Source organism: Anabaenopsis sp. NIES-4685, from assembly GCF_059725405.1.
On sequence record NZ_AP043602.1, the window covers coordinates 97,594 to 124,403 of the forward strand.

The 26,810-nt window shown below is 42.3% G+C and carries 14 protein-coding genes and 4 pseudogenes; 13 read left to right on the top strand and 5 right to left on the bottom strand.

Features of this window, described 5'->3' with window-relative positions; all coding sequences use genetic code 11:
* Window positions 1-56: 56 nt before the first annotated feature.
* Window positions 57-2,287 (bottom strand): annotated as a pseudogene (gene psaB, locus AC6IZ0_RS00435) (photosystem I core protein PsaB).
* A 135-nt stretch (window positions 2,288-2,422) separates the two neighbouring features.
* Window positions 2,423-4,679: pseudogene (gene psaA, locus AC6IZ0_RS00440) on the bottom strand (photosystem I core protein PsaA).
* Window positions 4,680-5,188: 509 nt separating this feature from the next.
* On the opposite strand from psaA, the gene AC6IZ0_RS00445 reads away from it, so the two are divergent.
* Both AC6IZ0_RS00445 and AC6IZ0_RS00450 read left to right on the top strand, forming a co-directional pair.
* Entirely contained in the window at window positions 5,189-6,583 is a 1,395-nt protein-coding gene (locus AC6IZ0_RS00445) for a hypothetical protein (protein ID WP_497724659.1), read from the top strand.
* A 514-nt stretch (window positions 6,584-7,097) separates the two neighbouring features.
* The gene (locus AC6IZ0_RS00450; RefSeq protein WP_497724660.1) at window positions 7,098-10,178 is read left to right on the top strand and encodes a plasmid replication protein, CyRepA1 family; all 3,081 of its coding nucleotides are present in this window, start codon (window positions 7,098-7,100) and stop codon (window positions 10,176-10,178) included.
* Between the two features lie 64 nt (window positions 10,179-10,242).
* Here the strand turns inward: AC6IZ0_RS00450 and dusB are convergent, their stop codons facing one another.
* On the bottom strand, window positions 10,243-11,295 hold the full coding sequence (gene dusB / locus AC6IZ0_RS00455) for a tRNA dihydrouridine synthase DusB (RefSeq protein ID WP_271730798.1): 1,053 nt from the start codon (window positions 11,293-11,295) through the stop codon (window positions 10,243-10,245).
* 607 nt (window positions 11,296-11,902) lie between these two features.
* Between dusB and dnaK the strand changes: the two are divergent.
* A pseudogene (gene dnaK, locus AC6IZ0_RS00460) lies at window positions 11,903-13,800 on the top strand (molecular chaperone DnaK).
* Window positions 13,801-14,141: 341 nt separating this feature from the next.
* On the opposite strand, the pseudogene AC6IZ0_RS00465 reads toward dnaK, so the two are convergent.
* Window positions 14,142-15,726, bottom strand: a pseudogene (locus AC6IZ0_RS00465) (helix-turn-helix domain-containing protein).
* Between the two features lie 957 nt (window positions 15,727-16,683).
* Here AC6IZ0_RS00465 and fdxB point away from each other — a divergent pair.
* The 7 genes from fdxB (at window position 16,684) to AC6IZ0_RS00500 (ending at window position 22,959) form a co-directional block, all read left to right on the top strand.
* Window positions 16,684-16,977, top strand: coding sequence for a ferredoxin III, nif-specific (gene fdxB, locus AC6IZ0_RS00470; protein WP_271730794.1), 294 nt, complete (start codon window positions 16,684-16,686; stop codon window positions 16,975-16,977).
* A 574-nt stretch (window positions 16,978-17,551) separates the two neighbouring features.
* A complete protein-coding gene (gene coxB / locus AC6IZ0_RS00475) occupies window positions 17,552-18,508 on the top strand; it encodes a cytochrome c oxidase subunit II (RefSeq protein ID WP_497724661.1) in 957 nt (318 codons plus the stop codon).
* A gap of 39 nt (window positions 18,509-18,547) precedes the next feature.
* Window positions 18,548-20,209, top strand: coding sequence for a cytochrome c oxidase subunit I (gene ctaD / locus AC6IZ0_RS00480; RefSeq protein ID WP_497724663.1), 1,662 nt, complete (start codon window positions 18,548-18,550; stop codon window positions 20,207-20,209).
* Window positions 20,210-20,429: 220 nt separating this feature from the next.
* Window positions 20,430-21,020 (top strand): cytochrome c oxidase subunit 3, encoded by a 591-nt coding sequence (locus AC6IZ0_RS00485; RefSeq protein ID WP_271730788.1) that lies wholly within the window; start codon window positions 20,430-20,432, stop codon window positions 21,018-21,020.
* 155 nt (window positions 21,021-21,175) lie between these two features.
* Window positions 21,176-21,658 (top strand): hypothetical protein, encoded by a 483-nt coding sequence (locus tag AC6IZ0_RS00490; RefSeq protein WP_497724665.1) that lies wholly within the window; start codon window positions 21,176-21,178, stop codon window positions 21,656-21,658.
* 198 nt (window positions 21,659-21,856) lie between these two features.
* Entirely contained in the window at window positions 21,857-22,468 is a 612-nt protein-coding gene (locus AC6IZ0_RS00495; RefSeq protein WP_497726117.1) for a cysteine dioxygenase family protein, read from the top strand.
* A 38-nt stretch (window positions 22,469-22,506) separates the two neighbouring features.
* Window positions 22,507-22,959: an ArsC/Spx/MgsR family protein gene (locus AC6IZ0_RS00500; protein WP_497726118.1), complete on the top strand. Its 453-nt coding sequence runs from the start codon at window positions 22,507-22,509 to the stop codon at window positions 22,957-22,959.
* A gap of 210 nt (window positions 22,960-23,169) precedes the next feature.
* Here AC6IZ0_RS00500 and cysK read toward each other — a convergent pair whose 3' ends face one another.
* Window positions 23,170-24,129, bottom strand: coding sequence for a cysteine synthase A (cysK, locus tag AC6IZ0_RS00505; protein WP_497724667.1), 960 nt, complete (start codon window positions 24,127-24,129; stop codon window positions 23,170-23,172).
* Window positions 24,130-25,058: 929 nt separating this feature from the next.
* Here cysK and AC6IZ0_RS00510 point away from each other — a divergent pair.
* From AC6IZ0_RS00510 to AC6IZ0_RS00520, 3 genes are read left to right on the top strand one after another with little or no spacing between them, the layout of a single operon-like run.
* Window positions 25,059-25,484 carry a hypothetical protein gene (locus tag AC6IZ0_RS00510; RefSeq protein WP_497724669.1) on the top strand — a complete coding sequence of 142 codons (426 nt, stop codon included), beginning with the start codon at window positions 25,059-25,061 and terminating at the stop codon, window positions 25,482-25,484.
* Window positions 25,485-25,525: 41 nt separating this feature from the next.
* Window positions 25,526-25,786: a hypothetical protein gene (locus tag AC6IZ0_RS00515; RefSeq protein WP_200988027.1), complete on the top strand. Its 261-nt coding sequence runs from the start codon at window positions 25,526-25,528 to the stop codon at window positions 25,784-25,786.
* A 31-nt stretch (window positions 25,787-25,817) separates the two neighbouring features.
* A complete protein-coding gene (locus AC6IZ0_RS00520; RefSeq protein ID WP_271730783.1) occupies window positions 25,818-26,129 on the top strand; it encodes a hypothetical protein in 312 nt (103 codons plus the stop codon).
* Window positions 26,130-26,810: the final 681 nt, after the last annotated feature.

Below are 26,810 nucleotides of genomic sequence, written 5' to 3' on the forward strand. Positions count from 1 at the left end.
TCCCCCACCTTGCGGCAGGGGATTTTTATTACTCACCTACAAAACTAGTAGCGGAATTAACCGAACTTACCAGCAGTAGAGGCAATCAAGAACGCTGCGTAGGTAACAACATAGCCAACGGTGAAGTGAGCTAAACCTACCAAGCGAGCTTGAACGATGGAGAGAGCAACGGGCTTATCTTTCCAGCGAACCAAGTTAGCTAGAGGAGTACGCTCGTGGCCCAAACAAGGGTTTCAATCAACTCTTGCCAGTAACCTCTCCAAGAGATGAGGAACATGAAACCGGTTGCCCAAACTAGGTGACCAAACAGGAACATCCAAGCCCAAACAGACAGGTTATTCACGCCGTAGGGGTTGTATCCGTTAATCAACTGAGCGGAGTTAGCCCAGAGGTAGTCACGGAACCAGCCCATTAAGTAAGTGGAGTTTTCGTTGAACTGAGCAACGTTACCTTGCCAAATACCTAGATGTTTCCAGTGCCAGTAGAAGGTTACCCAACCAATGGTATTTAACATCCAGAACATAGCTAGGTAGAAGGAGTCCCAAGCGGAGATGTCGCAAGTACCGCCACGGCCTGGACCGTCGCAAGGGAAGGCATAGCCGAAGTCCTTTTTATCGGGCATCAGCTTAGAACCACGAGCATCCAAAGCACCTTTAACAAGTACTAGGGTGGTGGTGTGAATAGCCAAAGCGAAAGCGTGGTGTACCAAGAAGTCGCCAGGGCCAATTGTTAGGAATAGGGAGTTAGTGCCGGAGTTGATGGCATCCAACCAGCCGCCTAACCAAACGTTGCCGTTGTTAGGATAAGCTGTGTAGGCGATGCTGTCGGGGTTAGATAACAGAGTATCTAAACCATACAGTACTTTACCGTGAGCAGCTTGAATGAACTGGGCGAACACAGGCTCAATCAAGATTTGCTTTTCAGGAGTACCGAAAGCAACTACTACGTCGTTGTGTACATACAGACCGAGGGTGTGGAAGCCTAAGAATAGCGATACCCAGCTGAGGTGAGAGATAATCGCTTCTTTGTGCTGTAAAATCCGGTCGAGTACGTTGCCCTTGTTTTGTTCGGGGTCGTAGTCACGTACCCAGAAGATGGCGGCGTGGGCAAAAGCACCAACCATCAAGAAGCCAGCAATATACTGGTGGTGGGTGTACAGCGCTGCCTGTGTTGTGTAGTCCTTAGCAATGAAAGCGTAAGGAGGCAGGGAGTACATATGCTGCGCTACCAAGGAAGTGATGGTTCCTAGTGCTGCCAAAGCTAAGGACAGCTGGAAGTGCAGTGAGTTGTTAATGGTGTCGTACAGACCTTGGTGAGGCAGGTTGAATTGACCTTCACTCTTGCTACCGGGGATTAAACCGGATTTGGAATTGAGCATTTCTTTGATGCTGTGACCAATTCCAAAGTTAGTGCGGTACATATGACCGGCAACAATGAAGATAACTGCGATCGCCAAGTGGTGGTGAGCCATGTCGGTCAGCCACAAGGATTCTGTTTGAGGATGGAAGCCACCCAAGAAAGTCAGAATCGCTGTACCGGAACCTTGAGATGTACCAAAAATATGGCTGGCAGTGTCAGGGTTCTGAGCGTAAACACCCCAGTTACCTGTGAAGAAAGGTGTTAAACCTGCTGGGTGGGGCATGGTGGTTAAGAAGTTATCCCAACCTACGTGCTCTCCGCGAGATTCGGGGATAGCAACGTGAATCAAGTGACCAGCCCAAGCCAAGGAGCTAACGCCGAATAAACCAGCTAGGTGGTGGTTCAAACGGGGTTCAGCACTCTTGAACCAAGACAGGCTAGGACGGAACTTGGGTTGTAAGTGCAACCAACCAGCAAATAAGAATAATGCTGCCAACAACAGGAGGAACACGGAACCGGTGTACAGTTCGCTGTTCGTCCGCATACCGATGGTATACCACCAGTGGTAAACACCAGAGTAAGCGATGTTTACTGGATTGCTAGCGCCACCTTGGGTAAATGCTTCAATGGCAGGTTCACCAAAGTGGGGGTCCCAAATCGCATGGGCGATGGGACGGACATGAAGGGGATCTTTAATCCACTGTTCAAAGTTACCTTGCCAGGCTACGTGGAACAGGAGGCTGGAAGCCCATAGAAAGATGATTGCCAAGTGACCGAAGTGAGTGGCGAAAATCTTTTGGTAAAGATTTTCTTCCGTCATGCCATCGTGGCTTTCAAAGTCGTTTCCAGTGGCGATCGCATACCATATCCGACGCGTAGTCGGGTCCTGTGCGAGATCCTGGCTAAATTTTGGAAATTTCGTTGCCATAGGTTTGATAAATCCTCTGACCTTTAGCCATCAGGTGTCAGCTTTTAGAGTTCTGAGTTTTGAGTACTAGGTTTTGAGCTTGAATTAACTCCTCAGCCCCCAGCACTCAGCCCCCAGCACTCATTAAGTGAATTACTACCCTACTGAAAGGATGTGTGCGTGGAAGAATGCCCAGGTTGTCACAATTCCTCCTAAGAGGTAGTGAGCTACACCCACAGCCCGACCCTGAATGATGCTCAGGGCGCGAGGCTGAATTGCTGGTGCTACTTTCAGTTTATTATGTGCCCAAACAATGGACTCAATTAGTTCTTGCCAGTAGCCGCGACCACTGAACAGGAACATTAAGCTGATGCCCAGACAAAGTGAGCGCCTAGGAATAGTAGACCATAGGCAGATAAAGCACTGCCGTAGGAGTTGATTACTTGTGTTGCTTGTGCCCACAAGAAATCACGTAGCCAGCCATTAATGGTGATGGCACTTTGGGCAAAGTTACCACCAGTAATGTGAGACACATTACCTGCTGCATCTACTGTACCCCAGACATCTGATTGCATTTTCCAGCTGAAGTGGAAGATCACAATCGATAGGGAGTTATACATCCAGAATAATCCGAGGAACACGTGGTCCCAACCAGATACTTGACAGGTACCGCCACGACCTGGACCGTCGCAAGGGAAGCGGAAGCCCAAGTTAGCCTTATCTGGAATCAGACGAGAACTACGGGCAAACAGTACACCTTTGAGCAGAATCAGGACAGTGACGTGAATGGTGAAGGCGTGGATGTGGTGAACTAAAAAGTCCGCTGTACCCAAAGCAATGGGCATCATTGCCACTTTACCGCCTACAGCCAGAATACCGCCGCCAAAGGCATAGCTAACTGGTTCTAAGGCATTAGGAGCAGTACCACCAGGGCCAATGTGTGCAGGTTTTGCACCCACTGAGCAAATACTGGCTGTAACTGAATTGCCGAGTCGGAGAACATGTCTTGAGGACGACCCAAGGCACGCATTGTATCGTTGTGGATGTACAGTCCAAAGCTGTGGAAGCCTAGGAAAATACACACCCAGTTCAGGTGAGAGATAATAGCATCCCGGTGACGAATCACCCGATCTAACACGTTGTTTTGGTTCACAACGGGATCGTAATCACGCACCATGAAAATAGCAGCGTGAGCGGCACCACCGACGATCAGGAAGCCACCTATCCACATATGGTGGGTAAATATACACAACTGCGTAGCGTAGTCCGTTGCCAAGTACGGATACGGGGGCATTGCGTACATATGGTGAGCAATGATGATGGTCAGTGAACCCAAGAAAGCAAGGTTAGTTGCTAACTGAGCGTGCCAAGATGTGGTCAGATTTTCGTACAGACCTTTATGGCCTTCACCTGTGAATGGACCTTTATGGTTTTCCAGGATTTCTTTGATGCTGTGTCCTATACCCCAGTTGGTACGGTACATATGACCAGCAATAATAAACAGAACTGCGATCGCCAAATGGTGATGGGCAATATCTGTCATCCACAAGCCGCCTGTCACAGGGTTTAGACCGCCCTTGAACGTCAGGAAGTCAGCATACTCACCCCAGTTCAAGGTGAAGAATGGTGTTAACCCATTAGCAAAGCTGGGATACAAATCTATCAACAGGTCTTTGTTCAGAATAAACTCATGGGGCAAGGGTATATCTTTAGCAGCGACACCTGCATCCAAGAGTTTGTTTACTGGTGCTGACACATGTATTAAGTGTCCAGTCCATCCCAAAGAACCACAACCTAGCAATACTGCCAAGTGATGATTCAGCATTGACTCTACATTCTGGAACCATTCCAGTTTGGGAGCACGCTTGTGGTAATGGAACCAACCAGCAAATAAGAACAAGCCTGCTAGTACCAAACCGCCAATAGCTGTTACATAAAGCTGGAATGAGCTGGTAATACCCCAGCCGCGCCATACTTGGAACAAGCCTGAGGTGATTTGAATACCGCGGAATCCGCCGCCCACATCACCATTTAAAATGTCTTGTCCCACAATTGGCCAAACGACTTGAGCGCTAGGACTCACATTTAATGGATCGCTTAACCAAGCTTCGTAATTCGAGAATTTAGCGCCGTGGAATAACATCCCGCTTAACCAAATCGCTACTACGGCTAGATGGCCGAAGTGGGCTGCGAATATCTTGCGGGAAATGTCTTCTAGATCGCTTGTATGTGTATCAAAGTCATGGGCGAGGGCGTGAAGGTTCCAAATCCATGTGGTGGTTTTGGGTCCTTTGGCTAAGGATCTGTCGAAGTGTCCTGGCTTTGCCCATTTTTCAAATGAGGTAGGAACCGGATCTTTATCGACTATGACTCTTGCCTTTTTTTCCTCTCGCTCCGGAGGACTAATCGTCATTCGACCTCCTCTCTTGATAAGGAATGAGGAATCATAATTACCACAAAGTTAACCTAGTCGCAAACTACAGACATTCCTGGAGCAGTGATGAAGACTCTATGTGGAAGTTTGTTTCTGTTGAATTATAGAGTCATTACTGGTGCATTGTTAAACACATTTTAACAATAATTCAAACTCCCTCAAACAATTGTCTTATCAGCTTTGTATCTTCATAGTTTTGCGCGAAAAGTCAAGGGATTTTCCATTTTATTTACAAAGAGTAACAATTAGTAAAATTTATGGTTTAACTCAATTCATGTGCTACTACAAGTTGATATTATATTGTTTTATGTTTCAATTGCTACAGTAAAAATAGAAAATACTAATCATTTTCCAGTTATCTGAGAAGGTTTCCGGAAAACATGAGTTGGTGCCGTAAAAATCTCATCTTTTGGGCTATGGTATCCGATGCACAATTTAAGCCAAAATAACATAGTCACTTACTGACGACCATCACTAGGATAAAATGCATGAAATCATTGCCAACACAGGTTTTCTATCAAATATCCTCCCTGAGATTTACTATTTTTAAGTGGCTGATTACATTAGTATTGGTATTCAGTATAACTAGCTGTACTGAAAAAGTCCGTAGCCAAGAAGTACCTGTGAGCCAAATAAATACACCCCAGAAAATGGCTCAGATTTCTCGACAATTTTCCGAGGTGTCGCCACCACAGGTTATCCAAGAACTACGCCCGAGCTTAGAAAATTATCGACCCCAAGTCAAAATACTGACTCCTCAACCTGACGAAGTTATTCAAGACAATACACTCACAGTCAGCTTTCAGACCCAGGACATACCCATATTTAAAGATTCCCAATTAGAACTAGGTCCCCATCTACATGTAATTGTGGATAATCAACCTTACATACCCATTTACGACCCGAATCAACCCCTAATTTTAGCAGACCTCTCTCCAGGTACACATACCCTGCGCGTCTTTGCTTCTCGGCCTTGGCACGAAAGCTTTAAAAATGAAGGTGCTTATGCCCAGACCACATTTCATATTTTCACCAAAACTGACAACAATAATCCAGATCCTACTCTGCCCGTCCTCACCTACAGCCGTCCTCAAGGCACTTACGGAGCAGAACCGATTTTACTGGACTTTTACTTAACTAACGCTCCTCTGCACCTTGTGGCCGAGGACAAACCTAACAATACCATCAGGGATTGGCGCATCCGTTGCACAATTAACAATGAAAGCTTCATTTTGGATCGCTGGCAACCTATTTACCTCAAAGGCTTCAAACCTGGTAAAAACTGGGTAAAACTAGAATTTCTAGATAATCAAGGAAATCCCCTCAAAAATGCCTTTAATACCACAGCCAGACTTATTAATTACCAGCCCAAGGGTAAAGACACACTTTCGAGAATTGTCACAGGAGAATTGTCAGCAGATGAGGCGCGGAGCATTGTAGACCCCAATTACACTGCTAAGACACCAGTCACTGAACCTATACCTACTCCTGGTATTGACAAAATACCCTCACCACAGCCCATTCCTCAAACTCAACTTCCAGAAACACCTACAACCGAATCACAAGAACCTGTAGAACCAGAAAAAGCAGAACCACAAGAAACACCAAAATCTCAGGAACTTGTCGAACCCTCACCCAGCTTACCCCCGACACTACCAGAGATTATTGAGCCACCTGCATCAGAAACACAACCAGAGATAGTCCCAGCGCCCCTTGAAGAACCAGAAAACCCAAAATCTGAGCCTCCAGCAGCAGAACAGCCAGAGGTAACGCCAACAGATGAATCAACTCCTGCCGCAGTGCCATCAGTAGTTCCAGAAACTACACCCATACCAGACCAGCAGGAAAAGGCCGGGGAATACAAAGTTACTACTATGGAATAACAAAACGGTTCTTCAGTACCTAATATGCTAAATTGTTTTGATAAAATCCGAAAAAGCTTACCGTATAAGGGAAATAATGTTGGTTATTGAAGAAAATGCCTGAATATTCCTTCTTAATCTCTGTTCGGTGTGTTCCCTGTTCCCTGTTCCCTCGAACCAGTTGTTAAATTAGCATAACAAGTACGGTAGAGCCAAAAAAACTTAAAGCGATTGCGTAATAGCTTCCGTGGCGTAGCCATAGCCTAGTGCCAAAGGCAATCGCTAAACCTACCCTGAGGGTTTTAAAAAAACGGAAATTTACTGAAAAATTAAAATTAATCACCAGCAAATCTTACAATACAAGCTTATTACTTCAGCAACATAGTCTCACAGAATCAGGAACTTGATAACTAACCGATGTATTCCTTAAAACGAAGTAAAAAAGTACCATATAAACAACGTGATTTCTCCCATAAAAAACCGGCAAATACATGGTAAGTTTTAAATCCATCGTATTCCGTTCAAGGTTCTTCCCATGCATCTGCAATATTTAGACACCCAACACCTTGAGGAATTAGTCAAGAACAGTAGTATAGATTTACATATAGTAAAACTAAATTTTAAATCTCTCCAGGACGCATCACCTTATGATTATCTGCTAATTTCTGAGGATATTCCCCGCACAAACACTGGTAGAGTTAAGAGTAATTGGTTACATCGCTATAATCACATTACTGCTGGCGGTTGGTGGTGTTCTGGTGTAGATCCTCTGAATAATTGGGAACCAATGGAATGGGGATGTTTTAAACCCAACCAACCCCGAATGAATCACAATGGCAAATCCATCAAGTACGAACATCCACCCAGCACACCAACACGGGTATTTTGTCTGCGGGTAACATTAAAAATTTGGCAGGAAGTCTCTCAACGGTATAATATAGCCATACCTAGCAGTGTCAATGTTGATGCTGATGGGGCAGCTCAAGGGTTTTGGCAATGGGTCAGGACACAAAACTTACCTGTAATCATCTGCGAAGGTGCGAAAAAAGCAGCAGCATTATTAACACAAGGATACCCGGCGATCGCCATTCCGGGAATTACCAGCGGTTATCGGGTTGTCAAAGATATCTTTGGTAAAGTCACGACTCGTCAGCTGATTCCCGACTTAGCAGCATTTGCGATGACAAAGCGCTGCTTTTATATTTGTTTTGATTTTGAAACTCAACCGAGAAAACTTGCTGCTATCAATAACGCCATCTCCCAACTGGGTTGTTTACTCCAAGAGCAAAAATGTCCTGTCAAAGTTATCGAACTACCAGGAAAAGAAAAAGGTGTTGATGATCTAATTGTTGCTAAAGGTGCAAGTGCTTTCGAGAAAGTATATCGCCAAAGCACTGATTTAGAAATTTATTTAGCCCAAAAGAAACCCCATACTCATCTAACCATTCCAGCTACAGTCACACTCAACTGTCCTTACTTAGAAAAAGTATCTTATCCCACATCTGGATTAGTGGGACTAAAATCAGCCAAAGGAACAGGAAAAACCACAGCACTACAAGCCATTGTTAATCAAGCTAAAACTTCAAATCGACCCATATTATTAATTACTCACAGAATTCAACTAGGTCGCTTTTTATGTGAAAAAATTGGTATTGAATGGGGCTATAATCATAGCGACTTTGTTATGGTATCAGATCAAAATTTACCCCTGGTCAGCCAGTCCTTGAAAAAAACCAAATCTTGCGGTTTATGTGTTGATTCAATTTGGAAACTCAACCCCCAAGAATGGGGAGGAGCAATATTAATTTTAGATGAAGTAGAACAGTCTTTGTGGCATCTCCTCAACAGTAATACTTGTAAACATAGACGAGTAAAGATTTTAAAATTATTCCAACAGCTAATTTCTACAGTCTTGACCACAGAAGGGTTAGTCATTGCCCAAGATGCTGACTTATCAGATGTATCATTAGAATATTTGCAAGGACTATCAGGAATTAAATTAACCCCTTGGGTACTAGTGAATAAATGGAAACCCCAGGGCGGCTGGGATGTAACTTTTTATGACTCTCCTAACCCCACACCACTAATTCACCAACTAGAATTGGATTTAATAGCAGGGCGTAAATGTTACGTTACAACTGATAGTCGCTCTGGGCGTTATAGTTGTGAAACCATTGAAGGCTACCTGAAAGAAAGATTAGAAAAATTAAGACAGCAATTCCCTAAATCCCTAGTAATCAGTAGTCGCACAACCAGCACACCTGGCCATGCAGCAGTTGACTTTGTAGGTAATATCAATCAAAAAATTCCTGAATATGATGCCATTTTCGTTACTCCCAGCCTTGGTACAGGAATCAGTATTGATGTTCAACACTTCGACCGAGTTTATGGTATTTTTCAAGGGGTAATTCCTGACGCAGAAGCACGACAAGCATTAGCAAGAGTACGAGATAATGTACCACGAATCGTTTGGTGTGCCAAGCGAGGCATAGGCTTAATTGGTAGTGGTAGTACAAATTATCGACTACTATCTGATTGGTATCAAGAAAATCAACAAGAAAACTTAGCCTTACTCAGTCCGTTACATAAAATCAATATAGATTTGCCATTAGTGTATGACCCAATGCATTTGCGTACTTGGTCAAAGTTATCCGCTAGGGTCAATGCTTCCATTCGTCTATATCGCCAATCAATGCAAGATGGTTTAATAGCAGATGGACATCAAGTTTGGTTACGAAGTAATGCTGTACATAATAACATTGTCAGAGATTTACGCCTGGCATTTTTGTCCACAGATTCCCAGGACATAGAAACCCGCAAAAGACTAGTTTTAGAAATCGTTAAAGTGCAAAGAGATTGGGCACAAAAGCGTCAAAAAGCTAAAGATATCAAATGCGAAATTAGAGAAATTAAGCAGCGGCATCAATTATTAGCTGCTACCGCTGTAACCACAGCCCGAGACATTAATTATCTAGAGTATGAACAACTATTAAATAAACCTTCTCTTTCAGAATTAGAACGTCACCAAATTGAAAAATATACCCTGAGACAAAAATATGGCATTCCAGTTACTCCTTTGTTAAAGTTGCGGGACGATAAAGGGTATTATTACCAATTACTCCTCCACTATTATCTTACCCATGACAGCGAGTATTTTCATGTTAGAGATCAGCAAGAATGGCATCAACAACTATTCTGGGGTGATGGTAAAGTTTTTCTGCCAGATTTAAAGACTTATACCTGTAAAGTTGAAGCTATGAAGGGGTTAGGAATGCCAGAATTTTTAGAACCAGAAAGAAAATTTACAGAACATGATGCTGATTTACTGTTGCTCAAACATATCGTCTTACAGCATAGTAAACACATAAAAAGATTACTAGGGATTGATTTCATCAAGGGAAAGGGCATTATTTCACCGATAAAGATACTTAGCCAACTCTTAAATCTGATGGGTTTAAAACTGAAAAAGGTAAATGATTTTTATGAAATAGATGTAGAAACTTTTTTCGATGGTAGAGAAAAAATCTTTAAAGTTTGGCAGTACCGCGATGAATTAATGTTAAAGAGTATGAAAGGTTCTAAAATTCAAAAATCTGATTATATTCTCTGCTGTTAGATACTGATTATCGTACACCAAGAGCGGGCAAGATGCCCGCAACACAAGAGTTTTACTTATTGGATTAAGCAACTTGAAAATTAGTTGATTCCTCCATCGGTTCAAAACTATGATGTAACTGCTCAATTCCCTGGTCAATTAAATCCAAACCTTGCTGCACCGTTTCAATTACACTTAACTGTCCCCGCAACTCAGGCGCACCGACAAAACCTTTAGCATACCAAGTCATGTGCTTTCGGGCTTGACGTACACCGCGATCGCCTTTATATTCCCATAACGCCTGTAAATGATCTCTGGCACATTCCAAGCGCTGAATTGGGCTTGGGTGTGGTAGTATTTCCCCGGTTTTCAAGAAATGATCAATTTCTCCCACCAAAAAAGGATAACCCAAAGTCCCACGAGAACACATCACACCATCAGCGCCAGTTTGCTCCAAACATCTTACCGCCGCTTCCACAGAAAAAATATCCCCATTACCAATGACCGGAATAGAAAGCACCTCCTTAACACGGGCTATCCATTCCCAACGGGCATTACCATTGTAACCTTGAGCGCGGGTACGTCCATGTACTGTAATCATTTGCGCCCCAGCATCTTCCATACGCTTGGCAAAGTCAAGAATGGTAATTTCTTTGTCATTCCAGCCAATGCGGGTTTTAACAGTCACTGGTACATCTATAGCCTTCACCACTTCCCGCACAATAGCCTCCGCTACTTCCGGTTGACGCAATAAAGATGAACCACCGCCATTTTTAGTAATTTTATTGACTGGGCAACCCATATTAATATCCACAGTATCCGCACCTTCCGCAACTGCTTTAATAGCTGCTTCTGCTAAAAAATCAGGGCGACAGTCAAATAACTGAATACTGATGGGTCGTTCCCGCGGGTCTACCTCCATAATTTTGGGTAACTCTTTCACATAGTGTAAACCCGTAGCATTGACCATTTCTGTATACAACATTGAATCTGGCGCGTAGCGACGCACCAGACGACGAAATACCATATCTGTCACCCCCGATAAAGGCGACTGTAGAACTCGACTCTTCACCTCGAAAGAACCGATTTTCAAGGGTTCAGAGAGTTTAGCTTTTAAACTAGGAGATAGTGTAACCATATAATTTTAAGTTTTGAAAATGAGACATTTAAGGTTCTTTAAGTACCTTTGGTTTTCACTCCAGATGTAGTGCTGAGATTGGCTTTGTCAACTAATTTAGACTAGTATTTTACCGCTGATTGGTAAATATCATCCACCAAGTGAGTATATTAACACTTACGTATTACCAGATAGAGACTCAGAGCAGAACTTTAATTTAACAGTGTTCTTGAGTATATGGCGGTGTTATTTGAGCATTGATTTTCAATCCATCTAGAGTTTATAACACCTAAAGACGGCAAACACGACTTTGAGATTACGGTTCACCCTAATTGCTGAAAGTATTAATTCTCATACATTAGACAGAGTGAAAGCAAATCTCTCAATGAACGCACTAAATACATCCTTTAAAATTAACCGTCTAGTTCCAGGTTCGGAAAACCGTCCTGCACTGACTGGTCATAACTGAACTTGCCAGTATATATATCAGGATAACTTGGGTTTTTCACCCCAGGAAAGCCTAATTAAAGGTTGTTAATCATGAAATGACTATTTTTTAACCCGTTGGTTCAAAACTTAGTCCCTTATATTCCCATTCATTTGTAGTTATACGGAGCCAAAAGTTACAATGGCAAAAGTAGTTGGAATTGACTTAGGTACAACAAACTCATGCGTCGCAGTAATGGAAGGTGGTAAACCCACAGTTATTGCTAACGCAGAAGGTTTTCGCACAACACCCTCAGTAGTAGCATTTGCCAAAAATGGCGATAACTTAGTTGGTCAAATCGCCAAGCGTCAGGGGGTAATGAACCCTGATAATACCTTTTACTCAGTCAAACGCTTCATTGGAAGACGCTATGACGAAGTTGGTAACGAGTCTACAGAAGTTTCTTATAAAGTCCTCAGCAGCAACGGTAATGTTAAGCTAGATTGTCCCATAGCTGGTAAACCCTTTGCCCCAGAAGAAATTTCCGCCAAAGTACTTCGCAAACTCGTTGAAGACGCTAGCAAATACCTAGGTGAAACCGTCACTCAAGCTGTAATCACTGTTCCCGCATACTTTAACGACTCCCAGCGACAAGCCACAAAAGACGCTGGTAAAATAGCAGGTATTGAAGTTCTCCGAATTATTAACGAACCTACAGCAGCTTCTCTAGCTTATGGTTTTGATAAAAAGAGCAACGAAACCATTTTGGTATTTGACCTTGGTGGTGGTACCTTCGACGTATCCATTCTAGAAGTAGGTGATGGAGTATTTGAAGTTTTGGCTACCTCCGGCGATACTCACCTGGGTGGCGATGATTTCGATAAGAAAATCGTTGACTTCTTAGCCGAACAATTCAAAAGAGAAGAAGGAATTGACCTACGTCAAGATAAACAAGCTTTACAACGTTTGACCGAAGCCGCAGAAAAAGCCAAAATTGAGCTTTCTAGCGTTTCTCAAGCGGAAATAAATTTACCATTTATCACTGCTACCCAGACTGGACCAAGCACCTGGATACAACCCTCACCCGTGCTAAATTTGAAGAACTCTGCTCAGACCTAATCGACCGTTGCCGCATCCCTGTAGAAAACGCAATTCGGGATGCTAAATTAAGCAGAAGCGATATTAATGAAGTTGTACTAGTTGGTGGTTCTACCCGCATTCCAGCTGTACAGCAGATAGTAAAGCAAGTATTAGGTAAGGAACCCAACCAAAGCGTTAACCCTGATGAGGTGGTAGCAGTTGGTGCTGCTATTCAAGCCGGTGTGCTAGCGGGCGATGTTACAGGTATATTGCTATTAGATGTCTCCCCACTGTCTTTGGGTGTAGAAACCTTGGGCGGTGTCATGACTAAAATTATTCCCCGGAACACCACAATCCCCACCAAGAAATCCGAAGTCTTCTCTACTGCAGTAGATGGACAAACCAATGTAGAAATTCACGTTCTTCAAGGTGAACGGGAGTTTTCAAATGATAACAAGAGCTTAGGAACCTTCAGACTTGATGGTATTCCTCCCGCACCACGAGGCGTACCACAAATTGAAGTTACCTTTGATATTGATGCTAACGGTATCCTCAATGTAACCGCTAAGGACAAAGGTACTGGTAAGGAACAGTCTATCAGCATTACTGGCGCTTCTACTTTAGATAAATCCGATGTTGACCGCATGGTGAGAGAAGCAGAACAAAACGCTGCTGCTGACAAGGAACGTCGTGAGACCATTGAACGGAAGAACCAAGCTGATTCTTTGGCGTACCAAGCTGAAAAGCAGTTGCAAGAACTAGGTGATAAAGTTCCCCAAGCTGACAAAACCAAAGTCGAAGGTTTAGTTAAAGACCTCCGTGAAGCTGTTGCTAAGGAAAATGACGAGCAAATTAAGAAGCTGACACCAGAACTACAACAAGCATTGTTTGCGGTAGGTAGCAACATCTATCAGCAAGCAGGTGGTGATGCTGCTGGTGCTGCACCTCAAGATGGTGGTTCCACCCCCCCTAGTGGCGGTGAGGATGTGATTGATGCTGATTTTACTGAAAGCAAGTAAATATTCACTGCATTGAGGATTTTTACCCATCCTGGCTGATCCCTGGGTGGGATTCTTTTTTATGGGTGGGTAGAATTGATGTAAATCAATACTTTTGTAGTTTTTCGGTTATTTTCAAGGACTGATTTCTAAGAGGATGTTTGTCAAGTCATGATTAGTGTATTAAATATTGTTTGACCCCACCCTCCCCTTTCCCTTTATAAGGGAAAGGGGACTGGATTTGATTGTTTCGGTTCCCCATTCCCCATTCCCCATTCCCCATTCCCCATTCCCTGTTCCCTGTTCCCTGTTCCCTGTTCCCTAAGATAAAAATTACCTGTGGAAAACTTATCAAACATCCTCTAAGTAATATTTAGCACCTTGCGTAATATCACTTGGTCTTCTACCTTAGCTTTCAAACGACCATTTTCTAGATCACGAATCCAACTTTGGCTTTTACCTGTTAACTTTGCTAACTCCCTTTGGGAAAGTTGCAAATTTTTCCGCGGCCTGTAAAATATCCGCACCGAGTAAATCTGTGGTGGTTTTAGTCTTGCGTCTGCTTTTGACAGTTGTCCGAGGCTTTTTTTGTGATTCAGAAATTTTCTGTTTCCATTCTGGGGGTAGTTCAAAAGCTAAAATCCGCGCATTCATCAGCAGATTCCACTTACCACGGGGTGCTGAATCAGTGAGGCGGGTGTTTCCAGCAGCATCATTCATCCAAAATTCTAAGGCTTCCTCTGGATCTTCGGGAACATCCATTAACTTCGCCCACAAAGGTTGAATTTCTAAGGGGTAAGTTACTGGATCAAAAATCGCTTTAATCCCATGATGGTTGAGAATTTCTAAATCACTTTCAAATGTTCTTAATAAGCGTTTGCGTTCCTCCCGTTGTCTAGAGGCCATGGTAACTTTTTCTTCACCGTAAGCAATACGTAATAATGTGGGAATGGTGATCCTTTGTTCTCTACCCATTTTAGTTTTAAACAGCAACCACAGCATTAGTCTTACTGCGCCTTCGTGCTGCTGCCAAATACTCATCACGGTAGTTAATAATGTTTTAGGCAAACTGCCATATTGATAAAATGCAGTTCGCTCCTTACAGGCTTGTTTGTTTAAGAAATACTGCGCCCATATCCCGGCTTTTACTTTAAAAGTTAGTCCAATTAAATATTTACACCCCAATTTATCTTCTTGAAAATGATGTTGAACATTGATTAAATGCCATAAACGGCTCTGTTTGACTGAAAAGCCGGGGATGCTTCCTTGTTGAGGCCAATCAATAGAAATCATCAATGAACAAGCTTGCTGTACGATATTCTTGATTAAAGCTAGCTTGGCATTTTTGTTCAAGTCTTTTCGCTTCTCTAAGCCTAAATATTTCTCAATTTGGCGTTCATCGATCGCAAATTCTTCTTGCCAAGGTTGCTCTAAGGATGTAGCATAGGCAGCAAAGATCAGGTGAATGCAAGCCGATCTAATATCAAGTGCTGCAATTGCTCCTAATTCAGTTATATCGCTCCCGGTAAATGGATCTTGGAGATGAAATGCGATCGCACCCCGTCCTTGTTTCACTTTTCGTCCATAAGACACATAACCGTCTTCATCCAGCCAATTTAAGGATGTCCTTTGTGCCAAGACATTACAAGCCTCCCAAATCACAATAGCCGAAGCAAATGGATTATTTTGACCGTTGGCAAATAAATCCGGGCTAGGTGCATCTCTTGGTTCCACCTTACATCTGCCTTTTTTTGCTTGCCAAGGTATGGGTGAATTAGTTGGACAAGCCATGACACATTGCGGATCAGGATAATAACCTTCACAGTTATTACAAAGAGTAGGATCAATCCAATATTCATCCTTCTCTATTTTAATTGCACCCGTAGGACATTGGGGGCGGCAGTTGTCACATCCCAGGCAATTGTTGTTAGGAATTGTATAAGGCATACGGCTATAGTGCTGTCTTCCCACTCTAATCGTCGAGATGTTTTGCTCAAGTCTCTGCTGGATATTTATTCAGTATTTCTCACTGGAAACGAAACCATATTTCCAGCCAAAAATATCTCTATTTCCTGTAATAATTCCCCACATCCATATTTTCATTACACAGGTATTTCAGACTCTTTAAAATACCCTTTGATTACTTCTTTATTAACTATAAATTTCATAAATAATCAGACAATTTTGTTCATAATGAGCCGGTGTATATTTCTTAATAGTTCACGTAAAACTATCTGGAAGTTGCTATCCGTTGAATTATCACTTAACCCAAAATTTTTGGATAAACATAGATTTGATTGCCAAATGGGAGTTACTTTATTAATAATTTTAATATTTAAAGTATACAAATGTGCTGTTCCTAAATATACAGTTTTCCCATGAGTTAATAAACCGGTAAATATTTTCTATCTGTAAAGACTAGCTATAACCATAATCATTTCGCCATTTTTATTTGATATATAACAAAGTAATTTTTTCTTCATGTCACCCATTAACACATAGCTTGTAACTCTAAATACTATCAAGCATCTATGTTTTCTCCCTATAAAAGAAAAAAATCTCATTATTTTTATCAAGAATTGAATTTGCAGCATATATCAACGGTAATTATTTATATATGACAAGACAATGTTTGATAGTGCAATATTATATATTTCCCTAAATAGCAGCATCTACCCACTATAAAATACATTTTATATAAAATCAATAACTGAGTATTATAGCCACAAACATTTATTGACAATAAGTCGCATTTAACAGTTAATTTAAATAAATCTCTCAAAGAATATGTAAAAAGTCATCAAAATTTAATTCAAGAATAAATAGTCATTTAAACTAAAAAAATACCCTAAGATTAGGTTAGGATGGTGATTAAAGTAGAGAGAGATTCCTAAAGGTTTATTCATGGCAACAGTAACAGGATTGACATTTGGAGGTAATACCTGGACACCTAAATTTGCCCAGGAAATTGACCAAGGAAAATGTATAGGTTGTGGCAGATGCTTTAAGATATGTGGTCACAATGTATTGAGCTTGAAAGCTCTCAACGAAGATGGCGAATTTGTAGAAGATGAAGATGATGATGAAATTGAGCGCAAAGTCATGGTTGTAGCCCACCCCGAAAACTGTGTTGGTTGTGAAGCTTGTGCGCGCATATGTCCCAAGAATTGCTACACCCATGCTGTATTAGACAAGTAAAGTTTCAGGATTTGCAGCCAAGTTATGTCGGTAATCAAGGGTACTCTGGAAATCAAGCACGAAGCAAGGTAAATAGAGGGGAATAATCAAGACTTACTGTAAGCACAAAAGAGTTCACAGTAAACATAATTGTAAATCTTAAATTGTAATTGATCAACTTCATACTTGCTATTCAATTAGTCTATACAATATTAAGACTAAGGGCATGATCTGAGAGTACCTAAGTTTTTATGTAAGTAGAGACATCTGGCATCAGAGGACTTTCAAGATAGTGTTAACTTTGTGGGGGAAGGATATGAAATTATCTGGAAAATTCCCCCACTTTTGATGAGAGTAAGATAGAAAGTTAATAAGTGAAAACAAAAAACGCTGACCTGTGGAAATGTAAAAATCAGTAGCCAAGAATATGATCAAGATAAAAAAATACATGATCTTCTTTGGCTAGGGTGATACATCAAAAGCGCAGGATGCGATCAACTGGGCAAAGAAATTATTGTCTAGAATCACAATCTCCTACATCTAAGTTTCCAGAAAATCACACCTTTAATTACAGCTGCAAGAGCAGGTAGCATATATGCAAAAAGTTCCTGTTTCACTATGGACTCTAGTTGCTGGAGTATTAGTCACAGCCATCAGTATTTGGCTCGGACATAATCACAATTTATTGCCAGTACAAGCATCTGAACAAGCGCCTTTGGTAGACGGATTTTTCAACGTCATGTTTACCATTGCGATCGCACTGTTCCTCATTGTAGAAGGAACCATTCTGATTTTTTTAGTCAAGTATCGTCGCCGTCCGGGTGATGATAGCGATGGTCTAGCCATAGAAGGAAACGTTCCCTTAGAAATTTTTTGGACAGCCATCCCCGCAGTCATTGTCATTGGTTTAGGCATTTACAGTGTAGATGTTTACAATCAAATGGGTGGATTTGAGCCAGGGAGTCATACCCATGGCGTAGCCATAGCAGCCACCCTTGATGAGACAACCAGCGGAAACATTGGGATTGGTGCGTCACCCCACTCCCAGGGGAAACAAGCAGATTTAGTGGTTGATGTCCAGGGGATGCAGTACGCCTGGATATTTAACTATCCCAACAGTGGAATTAGCGCCGGAGAGTTACACGTTCCCGTGGGTGCTGATGTACAACTGAACCTATCCGCAATAGATGTCATTCACTCATTTTGGGTACCACAATTCCGGTTAAAACAAGATGCGCTTCCAGGTATCGCCACCCAACTGCGATTCGTCGCCACCAAACCAGGAACCTATCCGGTAGTTTGTGCAGAATTGTGTGGTGGTTATCACGGTTCCATGCGGACACAAGTCATAGTCCATACACCAGAAGAATTTGATAGCTGGTTAGCACAAAGCCAGATAGCGCAAAAGGAAAACCTCAACCAAGCCGTTGCAGTCAATCCAGCGGAGTTATCAACATCAGAATTTCTAGCTCCCCATGTTCATAACTTAGGGATGAGTGCAACCACCACGGCGCAACTATGGCTAACGCCACCCTATCGCGATCAGAAATAGTCATTCTCAAGACAAACATAAATTGTCGCAAAATAACTTATGACACAGGCAGAACTTCCCCGGAACACGCCAACCGCAGGAAATAAAGCAAATAACCATCCCCAGGCGTGGAAATGGCAAGACTACTTTACATTTAATGTTGACCACAAAGTGATTGGTATCCAATACCTAGTGACAGCATTTGTATTCTATCTAATTGGTGGACTGATGGCGGTGGCGCTGCGTGTAGAACTAGCAACCCCACAATCAGACTTTCTCGATCCCAATCTGTATAACGCCTTCATGACCAACCACGGGACAATCATGATCTTCCTGTGGATTGTTCCGAGCGCCATTGGGGGATTTGGAAATTATCTCATTCCCCTAATGCTGGGTGCTAGAGATATGGCCTTCCCCAAGCTGAACGCGATCGCCTTTTGGTTGAACCCAGTAGCGGGATTACTAGTTGTAGCTAGTTTTATCTTCGGTGGTTCCCAATCTGGTTGGACAGCTTACCCACCATTGAGCCTAGTAACAGCACCCATGGCCCAGACTCTGTGGATCCTGGCCATTGTTTTAGTAGGAACCTCCTCAATTTTGGGTTCGGTGAACTTTGTCATTACCATCCTGATGATGAAAGTTCCCACCATGAAATGGGATCAACTACCCTTGTTTTGCTGGGCTATCCTAGCAACTTCTGTCTTAGCCTTACTTTCCACCCCTGTATTAGCGGCGGGTTTAGTGCTGTTATTATTTGACCTCAACTTTGGCACATCCTTCTTTAAACCCGATGCAGGCGGTAACGTTGTTATTTACCAACATTTATTCTGGTTCTATTCCCACCCAGCAGTATACTTAATGATTCTGCCCATCTTCGGTATCATGTCCGAAGTAGTACCAGTTCATGCCCGCAAGCCGATTTTTGGTTATAAAGCGATCGCCTACTCTAGCCTAGCCATTTGCGTCGTGGGTTTGTTCGTTTGGGTACACCATATGTTTACCAGTGGTACACCCGGTTGGATGCGGATATTCTTCACCATCTCCACCCTCATCGTCGCCGTACCCACTGGCGTGAAGATTTTCGCCTGGGTTGCCACCCTGTGGGGTGGTAAAATTCGCTTTACCAGTGCCATGCTTTTCGCCATTGGCCTATTATCCATGTTTGTCATGGGTGGCTTAAGCGGTGTGACAATGGGAACCGCCCCCTTTGATATTCACGTCCACGATACCTATTATGTAGTGGGACATTTCCACTACGTCCTCTTTGGTGGTTCCGTATTTGGCATTTATGCCGGTATTTATCACTGGTTCCCCAAAATGACCGGACGTAAGCTGAATGAAACCTGGGGACGCATTCACTTTGCCCTCACCTTCATCGGCACTAACTTAACCTTCTTACCCATGCATGAATTGGGCTTGCAAGGTATGCCCCGCCGGGTAGCCATGTACGACCCCCAATTTATTAACCTGAATCAACTTTGCACCTTTGGTGCATTTGTCTTAGGCATCTCAGTTATACCCTTCACTATTAACATTATTCACAGTTGGAGTCAAGGGGAATTAGCGGGTGATAATCCTTGGCAAGCTTTGAGTTTAGAGTGGACAACCAGTTCACCGCCCATAATTGAAAACTGGGAAGAATTACCCGTTGTGACTCATGGCCCTTACGACTATGGCCATAGTGAATCCCAACCTATGGGTACACCAGAAGTTAGCGCCTAAGTATTGGCTTTAACTTACTAGCGGCGTGACCACACTAAGTAAGGTGGGCTTCTAGCCCGCCCTTCACAAAAACATGATTATTGTCCCGCCACTTATAGCAGGGGGCACCGGGCAGGGGGAAGCCTTGAAACGCTTGAATTTCAATGGTTTTATCTTCTGTTTATGTCCTAAACACCTTGGCGGTTGCTATAAAACTTTAGAGATTTAGAGGGTAAACAACATGACCATAGCGACAACTGAACACCATGAGGAGCATCATCCAGATTTACGAGTCTGGGGACTTTTAACCTTTCTGATTTCTGAATCCCTGATGTTTGGCGGTTTTTTTGCCACTTATTTATTCTTTAGAGGTATTACAGAAGTTTGGCCTCCAGAGGGAACAGAGGTAGAACTATTTTTACCCGCCATTAACACCATTATTCTGATATCTAGTAGTTTCGTCATTCATTTAGGTGATGTAGCGATTAAAAAGAATAATGTTTGGGGAATGCGGTTTTGGTATCTTGTCACCGCACTCATGGGGGCGATTTTCTTAGCTGGTCAGGTTTATGAGTACATGAGTTTAGGCTATGGACTGACTACCAACGTTTTCGCCAACTGCTTTTATATCATGACAGGCTTTCACGGTTTGCACGTGTTGATAGGCATATTATTGATATTAGGTGTTGTGTGGCGATCGCGTCGTCCTGGTCATTACTCTGCTACCAAACATACTGGCATCGAAATGGCAGAAATTTACTGGCACTTCGTAGATATTATTTGGATTGTTCTGTTCACATTAGTGTACATCCTCACATACAACCCTGCCTAGCATTGGTATTCATCTGTGTACCCAACATGAAAGCCGAGGGGAGCATCTTCCCTTCAAGAAAGAAGAAGCAAACCTCAGCCCAGACTCACAAAGAAATAGTACCTATAGGGAGCGGTAAAATTCTGACTCCCTCTTCCCCATCAAAGGAGATGATTATGCTTGATGGTAATCAATACTCGTGGTTTCAAGTACCCGAAGATGTCAAAAAATTATTACTCTTGGCCGCACAAACCTGGGAAAATACCTCAGAATCCGAAAAATATATTCATCAAGCCTTAGCTAAGTCCGGGGAAAATACAGATATTTTAGTATCAGCATATAGATTCTTTTATTATAAAAATAATTATCCCCTAGCGCTACAAATTGCAGTTAAAGTTTTAGATAAGATTAAAGCAACAGAGAACTTACCAGACCATTGGCAACAACTCCTGCCCATATTAGTAAAACGGCAGGATGAACCCCAAATCAGATTGTACTTAAACGCTTATGCTGCATCTGGTTTAGTGTTAGCAAAATTAGGGGAAATCGAGCGGGCTAAAGAAATCAGTACTCGCGTCAAACAGATTGACAAAAGTAATGATTTCGGTGCAGGAATCCTACTGGACATTTTAAATCGTCCAGATGAAGAAGACGATTAATTAGTAAACCTTCACCCATCAACAGACATGAATAATTATCCCTTCTACCAACCTCTACAGACATCTGAAACTTCCGCAGCACCTTTCATTCCTGTGGTTTCCATAGATCCTTTGCGTCCTCTTCCCAGTCCTCTGAATTTGATTCCGCCTAGAATATTTTTCCCTTCTCCTTCTCAACCCAAGATTTAATGAATGATGGTGGAAGGTAAAGATTGGCTAGTAACTGCAGACGGCCAATATCATTGTTGTAAATCAGCCAGACCATGGGATCTATTGCGGGAGAATTATCGCCTATATCGGTTTTTGACTGAAGTAGAAGATGTTCTCAATGGGGTAGAAGATGAATCTATTCGTCTCCCAGAAATCCGAATGCTTGTCAGGAGATTGATTGTCAATTCCTACTGGGTACAAAGTCAGTATTTACAACCTCACCCTAAAACGGGTCACTCAGTGTTACTTCTCTATGATGAATTGGGGTTCCCATTGACTGTACAAACCGTGACATTTGCACCGGGAACCCGTTCAACTATTCATAATCATGGGACTTGGGGAGTAATAGCAGTGTTAAAAGGTCAAGAAAAAAATACCTTTTGGCGACGTACTCCTACCCCTGATTTTGCCGAGAAAATTGCACCTACCGGAGAGATAACTTTATTTCCTGGAGATATTGTTAGCTTGACCCCCGATGCAATTCACAGTGTAGAAGCAGTGGGTGACGAAGCAACTGTAACTTTTAATGTTTATGGAGAAACAGACCCTCAAGCAAGGTTTGAGTTTGATTTAGTTACCCATAAAGCTAGGAAGTTTTAATCAGAATCATCAGGGAGTAATGACAATGGTCTAGAGTAATTTTCTACAGCAAACCCGGTTGTAAGGGTGGTATTAAGCAAAAGGTTGTGTTGACTGCTGCTGGTCATGAGGTGCTAGCATACGACATCCTCACAGAACCTTGGACAGTTGAACGCTTGCGATCATTTTTTGGCGATCGCCCGGTGTCCCAATGGTTTAATGCTTCCGCTCCCAAGATTAAATCTGGTGAAGTAGTTCCAGAAAAAATCGATGCACAAACAGCCTTAGTGTTAATGCTGCAAGATCCTTTATTAATTCGTCGTCCCTTACTAGAAGTAGGCGATCGCCGTGAGGTAGGTTTTGACGTAGAAACAATAGATGGTTGGATTGGCTTAAAACCGGTGGATGATTCCTTAAAAGTAGTAATTGAAACCCTGACTACCCAGAACTTACAAGGTTGCGCCCACGGTCATAACCATGACCATCATCATCAAGGTGGTTGTAAGCATTAAATTTCACCGGGGGAAAACCTGATTGAATTTGCTTTGACCGTATCCCCGATATACATCGGACTTCTTAACCAGGTTAAGAAGTCCAATAAAGCCTTTTTCAGGCTAATGAAGTACACATCAATTCCCTGTTCCCTGTTCCCTGTTCCCTGAAACTAAACAACTTTGTACCTCACGAGCATGGGAAATGCTATATCTGCTAATTAGGTTTTTTTAACCCAGATGAGCAGTGTCTATAGACAACTCTTGAAACATGGGGGTACTCAGGTAACGTTCCCCAAAGGAAGGCTGAATCATCACAATTAATTTACCGGTATTTTCTGGACGTTGACCGACTCGAATGGCCGCACATAAAGCCGCACCGGAGGATATACCAGACAATAGTCCCTCTTCTTTGGCTAAACGTCGCCCATAAGCCATAACCTGTTCATCACTAACTCTAATTACCTCATCAATCAATTCCAGACGCAACACATCTGGGATAAACCCAGCGCCAATACCTTGAATTTTATGGGGGCCTGCAGTACCGCCAGAAAGCACCGGACTGTTACTAGGTTCCACTGCGATCGCTTGCACAGTTGGCTTATATTGTTTAAGCACTTCTGCAATCCCGGTGATTGTTCCACCAGTCCCCACCCCAGCAATGATAATATCTACTTCCCCATCCGTATCCGCCCAAATTTCCGCCGCAGTAGTTTCTCTGTGAATTTTGGGGTTAGCCGGGTTGCGGAACTGTTGCAGCATCACAGCGTTAGGAGTATTAGCCACAATGCTTTCAGCTTGATTAATTGCTCCTCGCATCCCTTGTACCCCTGGTGTTAACTCTAACTTAGCACCGTAGGCCTTGAGCATAGAGCGTCGTTCTTGGCTCATGGTGTCTGGCATGGTCAAAATTAAACTGTAGCCCCGGGCCGCTGCTACCATGGCTAAAGCAATACCTGTATTCCCAGAAGTTGGCTCGACTAAAATACTTTTCCCCGGCTCAATTAAACCCTCCCTTTCCGCAGCCATCACCATACTAACCCCAATCCGGTCTTTAACCGAGGCTGCTGGGTTCATACCTTCGAGTTTAACAACAATTCTAGCTGCCACTCCCTCAGATTGGGGAATTCTATTCAGCTGAACTAAAGGAGTTCCGCCAATTAGTTCTGTAACATCTTTAGCAATTCTCATAAATTCACTCCTATGATTTCACGTTGACGGCAAATTTCCTGTATGTGTTTAATTTATATTCACAGTCACTAAATGTAGAGACTATCCACTTTAACCAAAGTACAAAATTATGCGGCTGAGGAATGCAGTTGATGTAATTTTCTCATCTCTCCTCAAGTAATAATGTTTTGTATCTACCACAATCAAGGTTAATAGCTGAATTACAGGGGTTTTCTCAAGGCTGAATTTATCTGTCTGTTATTTGCTCAATCAAAATCATAGAAACTCACCCCTTAAATCTAGAAACTTTGTCACCTCACTTTGAATGATTTATATTTAGTATAGGAAGCTGCATTTCCAGAAAATATAAGAGATTTTTTCGATCTTCTAGGGTATAGTCCCCACATAATCTATTTATTTGAGTACAAGCTTTGAGACGGAAAAAACCCAACAAAATCACTCCTCTACCAGCCCCCCATATAGCTTTGAGCCTGAGTGCAGAAATACCAGCACCCCATATGAGAAATACTAGCACCCCATATGAGAAATACTAGCACCCATACCTCAAATAATTTCTGTAAGTCTTATGAGATGCAACTTATAGCCTTTGAGTATAACTTTAATAAATTTAATAATCTTAATTCCACTAGTTTAAACTCACAGTTAGAGGTGAGACTGCTATAAATTTTGTAGGATTTACGCAGAGATTCCCCTCTACCCCCCGAAGTTCTGAGGGTTTTACCCAAAGAATCAGGGGGACTTCTTAACTCTTCTGTTGTCGAAGCTGAGGAAGATGTTAATCCTAAGTTGATAATTATAGCCCTTGCAGAAAAATGGTAAATTTTTCATCTTTAGGAACAAAAATATTCTCAAGGTGCGAGAGAGACTAGTTAGGTAAAAAGTCACCCAGAGGTTTCTGGATGCAGAGTACCTAAGGGAGTAAAGCCACCATGAAATTTAAACTTCTAAATTTTCTGACAGTTTGTTTATTTACTTTAGTAGTAATTTCGCCGGCTTTATTAGTCTTACACATAGTTTGGGGCAAACATCTAGAGTTTGTTAAAATGCAGAATTTAGTCTGTGAAATTCATAAAATCTATTCAGGTAATTCTGCCCAATTGCTCCAGGAAGCAAATACAAATCCATCTCAATATCAGACCAATAACGCAACTTTTGACCACAATCTTGTGAACCGATTATTAGTTGTTGCCGAACAATATAAACTTGCTAGCATCTTGCAATGGTTTGTGTTAATCACTCCGATTTTTGTGGGATTAGGAATCATTGTTTACGATAGATATCTTGTTTATCGTGCTGCTATCTTAAAAGAACAAGTTGAAATGTTGGAAAAGCTTTGGCAACAAAGTATAGAGTAATCCTCACACCCAAACTAACTCATTCAAAAAACCAAAACATCATGACAGAAGAACGCCAAATCCAATATTTCAATCTGATTGACGAGTTACTAAAATGTCCTAATGGTCAAGAACCAGAAGTTTTAGAAGCGCAACCAGAATTGATTGATGCTGATTTTGTACAAACAATACTGCAAGTAGCAACTAGTTTTGCCCATCAAGGTAATCAAGATGGTGCTAAGTTTTTATTCTTTATCGGGCGTGAATTAGCAAAGCAACTAGGCTTATATCCTGAAGTTCCAAATTCTGATAGCGTAAGTTAGCCTTATCGATAGTTATAAATAAGGAGTAAATATGCTGCTAACCGAAACCGATGCTGCACAAATTGCGCTAGAGTTCCTTATGGCTGACTGGAATATTTCAGACGACTATAGACAGTGGTTTGTTGTGTTTGGGTCTCGCCTCATAGGGGAAAGTTGGTACATTGTAGAATTAGGTGTAGAAGGTTTTCCCGATCGCTGGTTTATTGAAGTCTACGACACGGGAATGTGTGACCCCAACTATACCTTTATTTCACCGATTCCCGCTTCCGAGGGATTTGCAGACTTGACAGATATTCCCGAAATGCTAGCTGAAGTTCTGGTAGCAGAGCGCAAAGCTCGTTAAACGGGTTTTAAATCAGGGTTTGTGACAACTGTATAAGTAGCTACTGTATCCTAACCGCCATAATTAGCTACAATTCCTTGAGCTATTTCCTTCACACCCACCTGTGTAGGGTAGTGGAGAATAAAACGAATTATACCGATTAAACGTTCAAAAACCTGTTTATCTGAAACTAAATTATCCTAGAATATCTCTGATGATCTAAGAAGTCGGGGATCTTACACCCCTCCCAGATCCCCGACTTCTTCCATAACCTAGGGAGTTATTGAATATTTGGGAGAGAAGTCGGGGATCTTACACCCCTCCCACAGTCACACAGATCCCGGACTTCTAGCTAAATTATCCTAGATTATCTCTAATTATGTGAGAAGTCGGGGATCTTACACCCCCTCCCACAGTCACACAGATCCCGGACTTCTAGCTAAATTATCCTAGATTATCTCTAATTATGTGAGAAGTCGGGGATCTTGCACCCCCTCCCACAGTCACACAGATCCCCGACTTCTAGCTAAATTATCCTAGATTATCTCTAATTATGTGAGAAGTCGGGGATCTTACACCCCCTCCCACAGATCCCCGACTTCTTCCATAACCTAGGGAGTTATTGAATATTTGGGAGAGAAGTCGGGGATCTTGCACCCCCTCCCACAGTCACACAGATCCCCGACTTCTAGTTAAGTTATT